General features: G+C 70.3%; 3 protein-coding genes. All 3 read right to left on the reverse strand.

Annotated features, from left to right (window positions below):
• Nucleotides 1-126 precede the first annotated feature (126 nt).
• Nucleotides 127-1,731: an alpha/beta hydrolase gene (locus tag ACWDR3_RS47445; RefSeq protein WP_450358900.1), complete on the reverse strand. Its 1,605-nt coding sequence runs from the start codon at nucleotides 1,729-1,731 to the stop codon at nucleotides 127-129.
• A gap of 163 nt (nucleotides 1,732-1,894) precedes the next feature.
• Nucleotides 1,895-2,653, reverse strand: a complete 759-nt coding sequence (locus ACWDR3_RS47450) for an urease accessory protein UreD (RefSeq protein WP_450358901.1) — start codon at nucleotides 2,651-2,653, stop codon at nucleotides 1,895-1,897.
• Nucleotides 2,650-3,327: an urease accessory protein UreG gene (ureG, locus tag ACWDR3_RS47455; RefSeq protein ID WP_450358902.1), complete on the reverse strand. Its 678-nt coding sequence runs from the start codon at nucleotides 3,325-3,327 to the stop codon at nucleotides 2,650-2,652. Before ureG ends, ACWDR3_RS47450 begins: the two co-directional genes overlap by 4 nt.
• Nucleotides 3,328-3,450: the final 123 nt, after the last annotated feature.

Genomic DNA, 3,450 nt, shown 5'->3' on the forward strand with positions numbered 1-3,450 from the left:
GGGGGGTGCGGGCGGATGGGGTGGGGCGTGGCGACCGGCTGGCCCCTGGTGGGCGGGGGGGTGTTGACGTAGGGGCGGCCGGAGTGATCCGGCCGCCCCTTCGAACTCCCGTATGGGATACGGGTGTTACGGCTTCGGCGTGGCGTGCGGGGTGCAGGTCACGTCCTTGGCGTCCAGCTTGCCGGTCAGCAGGTAGCTGTCCACTCGCTGGTTGATGCACGGGTTGACCAGTCCGGTCACGCCGTGGGAGCCCGCGTCCTTCTCGGTGATCAGGCGGGAGCCCTTGAAGCGCTTGTGCAGTTCGACGGCGCCGTCGTACGGGGTGGCGGCGTCACGCGTGGACTGCACGATCAGGACCTGCGGGAGACCCTTGTGCGTCTTGACGTTCACCGGGGTCTGCTGCTTGACCGGCCAGGTGGCGCACGGCAGGTTCAGCCAGGCGTTGGCCCAGGTCATGAACGGGTAGTTCTTGTTGAGCGCCGTGTTGTCCTTGTCCCACTTCTTCCAACTGGTGGGCCACTTGGCGTCGGTGCACTCGACGGCCGTGTAGACGGCGTTGCCGTTCTCCGCGCTGGCGTTGCCCGCGGTGTCCGACAGGTCAGGGGCGGCGGCGTCGACCAGTGCCTGGGTGTCTCCGGCGAAGTACTTGCTGAAGACGGTGGCGACCGGGATCCACGACGAGTCGTAGTACGGCGCGCTCTGGAAGAAGCCGATCAGCTCGGCCGGGCCGACGACCCCGCCGATGGGGTTCTTCTTGGCGGTGGCGCGCAGTTCGAGCCACTTCGCCTGGACCGCGGCGCGCGTGGTGCCGAGGTGGAAGACGGCGTCGTTGGCGGCGACCCAGTCCTCCCAGTCCTTCCAGCGGCCCTCGAAGGCGACGTCCTGGTCGAGGTTGGCCTCGTACCAGATCTTCTCCTTCGACGGGTTGACCACGCTGTCCACGATCATGCGGCGGACGTGGCCCGGGAACATGGTGCCGTAGACGGCGCCGATGTACGTGCCGTAGGAGACGCCCAGGTAGTTGAGCTTCTTCTCGCCGAGCGCGGCGCGGATCACGTCCAGGTCGCGGACGGTGTTCGGCGTGGTCATCTGCGCCAGCATCGCCTTGCCGCTGCGCTCGACGCAGCCCTCGGCGTACTCACGGGCCAGCTTGCGCTGCGCCTGCTTGTCGGCCTCGGAGTCCGGCACCGGGTCCATCTTCGGCGCCTTCACGAACTCGGTCGGGTCGATGCAGGAGATCGGCGCGGAGTGGCCGACACCGCGCGGGTCGAAGCCCACGAAGTCGTACGCCTTGGACGTGTTGACCCACAGCGGGTTCTTGGTGGTGACCCGGGTCGGGAAGCGCATGCCGGAGGCGCCGGGGCCGCCCGGGTTGTAGACGAGGGCGCCCTGGCGCTCGGCGGCCGTCCCGGTGTTGCCGATGCGGTCGACGGCGAGCTTGATCTGCTTGCCGTACGGCTTGGCGTAGTCGAGCGGCACACTGACCCAGCCGCACTGGATGGGCTTGGCGAAGCCCCAGTCCGCGGGGCAGTCCGCCCAGTCGATACCGGCCTTGCCGGCACGCTCGGCCGCGATCGCGGCTCCGCGGGCCTCGCGGTCCTGGCCGTGCCGGGAGCCGGCGGTGGCGCTCGCCGAGGGTGCGGCGAACGCGCCGGCTATCAGTGTCGCGGTGACGAGCACTCCGGCCGAGCCGAGCGCCGTTGCTCGCTTGGTCGGTCTGATCTCCCTCAAAAGGGACCTCCCCCTACATGGTGACGATTCGGTAAGGGGATCCTTTCGGCTGTGTACCGTCTGAGAACAGGGTTTGTTGACCTTCTTTGCCAATCCGATAAACGGATTGATCCGTCCCGCTCAGCGGAGAAGGCGGCGGAGAAGACACCTCACCTGCACGGGCTCACCCGAAGCCCGCGAGCGCCTCGTCGAGCGCCCGCCGCAGCCGCAACGCGTCCGAGGCCACGGCGGTCACCAGCGCGGCAGGCCCGGCCAGCGGCATCAAGGCCACCCCGTCCCCCAGCACCCGCGCCTCCGCCGGCCGGTCCACGAACTCCGGCCGTACGACGATCAGTTGCCCCACGGCCCGACACCCACCCAACACAGCGGGACCGTCCCAACCCCCCGGTGCTCCGGGCCCGCAAGCCAACTCCTGATCCAGCACCGTCCGTCCCGCGACCCGCACGGCAAGACGGCTGGTGAGCCGCCCGGGTTCCTCCCCGGCCCGCCCGAGCACCTGCTCCTCGCGCAGCACGAGCCGGGCATCCGCACCGACCTCGACCCGCGTGGTGACGTACAGATCACTGCCGTGCACGGAGATCAACTGCTCGGGCAGCCAGAGCAGTTCACCTCCGTCGTCGACGGTGAGCCGGACGTCGTAGCGGGCCTCCCCCTTCGCCTGCCCGGGCAGCGCGATGGTGGCGGCAGCGGACCCGACGCTCAACCGCGCCCCCGCTCCCACCTCCGCCTCCACGGCGAAGTGATCACCGCCGAGCGGCCCGCTCATCGCCCCGACGAGCATGACCCGCGCCTCGGCACCACTCCCCCGCGTCCGCCGCAACGCGAGCGGCCCGTCCCCTTCCAGCACGGGCAGCGCGGTACCGCCCCGCCCGTCGTCCCGGGCCACGATCCGCGCGGTGGCCCGCACCCCGGTCACGGTCATGCCGTCCACGCGGCGAGCTGCCCCCGCACCCAGCCGGCGACCTGGGAAACCCCGGCCTCGGTCCGCAACGACTGGAAGACGACGGGCAGTTCGGCCCGCTGCGCCTTGGCGTCGGCGGCCATACGTCCCAGATCGGAGCCCACGTACGGAGCGAGGTCGGTCTTGTTGACGACAAGCAGGTCAGCGGTGGTGACACCGGGCCCGCCCTTACGCGGAATGTCGTCGCCCCCGGCCACGTCGATCACGAAGATCTGCGCGTCCACGAGCCCCTTGGAGAAGGTCGCGGTGAGGTTGTCCCCACCGGACTCGACGAGGATGAGATCGAGCGGCCCCACCTCGTCCTCCAGATCCTCGACGGCCTCCAGGTTGGCGGAGATGTCGTCCCGGATCGCGGTGTGCGGACAGGCCCCCGTCTCCACGGCGGCGATCCGCTCGGGCGGCAACACGGCCTCCCGAAGCAGGAATTCGGCGTCCTCGCGGGTGTAGATGTCGTTGGTGACGACAGCGAGGGACAACTCGTCGCGCAGGGCCCGGCAGAGCGCGGCGACGGTGGCGGTCTTGCCGGATCCGACGGGCCCACCGAGCCCGATCCGCAAGGCGCGCCGGGTGCCGTCGGGACGACGGGAGTCGGCACTGACGGCGGCGGGGCCGTGGTGGTCGTGGTCAAGGTGCATGAGAAGCGGCTCCATGTGTCTGTTTTCAGCCCGTCCGGCGTTTGAGGACGAGGCCGTCCAGGCCGAAGCGGGGTCTGGGGGCGCAGCCCCCAGCGGGGTCGAAGGGGCAGCGCCCCTGGGGAC

This window comes from Streptomyces sp. NPDC001002 (genome assembly GCF_053599215.1).

Coding starts and splice junctions, on each gene's coding strand:
- ACWDR3_RS47450 (WP_450358901.1), bottom strand. CDS start 2,653: ATGACCGTGACCGGGGTGCGGGCCACCGCGCGGATCGTGGCCCGGGAC.
- ureG (WP_450358902.1), bottom strand. CDS start 3,327: ATGCACCTTGACCACGACCACCACGGCCCCGCCGCCGTCAGTGCCGAC.